This is a genomic window from Nocardia sp. NPDC058497 (genome assembly GCF_042720195.1).
GTDB lineage: Bacteria > Actinomycetota > Actinomycetes > Mycobacteriales > Mycobacteriaceae > Nocardia.
Map to the genome: position 1 here is coordinate 1 of NZ_JBHXMY010001048.1, position 1,070 is coordinate 1,070.

1 pseudogene is annotated in these 1,070 nt (G+C 65.8%); it reads right to left on the bottom strand.

What is annotated here, in order from left to right:
• A pseudogene (locus ACFWPJ_RS33610) lies at window positions 1-973 on the bottom strand (hypothetical protein); the annotation flags it as partial.
• Window positions 974-1,070 lie beyond the last annotated feature (97 nt).

Consider the following 1,070-nt stretch of genomic DNA (forward strand, 5'->3'; position numbering starts at 1 on the left):
GGCGCAGCGGGTAGTTGTAGAAGGACATGTTGCGCAGGTGCGCGCCCGCGTCGCCGAAGCCCATCTGCACGCCGCTGCTGGCGGCGAGCTTGTTCAGGTAGTCGGGCCGGTCGTTGGCGATGGTGGTGCGCCAGCGCAGCGCGGCACCGTGCTCGACGACCAGGTCGAGATAGGCGTCGACCGGATGCAGACCCCGGTCCTTGCCGACCTGACCGATCGTCTTGCCGACCACCGACGCGTCGGGGCAGGCGACGATCTCGGCGTCGAAGAAGTCGCGGTGCCAGATGCGCGGGGTGAACTTGTTGTCGTATTGCTTGCGGAACCAGCGCCGGTAGGACTCGTCTTGCAGCAGTTCGTTGCGCTCGACCTGATCCTTCAGATGCAGCGCGGCCGCACCGGCACCGAACTCTTCGAAGACGACCAGATCGATGCCGTCGGCGTACACCGTGAAGGGCACCGGCAGGTGCTGCCAGCGGAAGTCGGTGCGCGCGAAGCGGTTCAGCAGTGGCGCCACCGTCAGCATGAACCACACCAGCGGCGGGTAGGCCTTGGAATCCGCGGCCGAGAGCAGCGAGGTGCGCAGCGGACGGCGGCCGACCCCCGCGCTGGCGAGGAAGAACTTGGCGATGTTGGGGCGCAGGCTCACCGTCGGCGCGCTCTGCAGGATGCGGCGGTTGCGGCGCAGCACCCGGTTCAGCGCCCGCACCTCCTTGCCGCGCGCGTAGGTCGAGGGCAGCGAGCGCGACCGGTACTCGTCGCCGTCGATCTTGTCGAGCGGGTTCGACATCGACGACAGACCGAGGAAGCCCGCGGTGATCGCCTCACCGAGCAGCTCCTGCATCCGCTCGATCTCGGCGGCGGTCGGCTTGGTCTCACGGGTGACCGCGCGCCCGAGCCCGAGCACATGGGTGCGCAGATCCGAATGACCGAGGAACGCCGCGATATTCGGCCCCAGCGGCAGCTCGTCGAGGGCCCTCGCCGATTAGGCCCGTGTAATATAAACAAAAGAAGCATCCCCAGAAAAAAAAAGTGTTATAAAAGTGTGGGGGCGGATAATAAAAAAAAAAGTG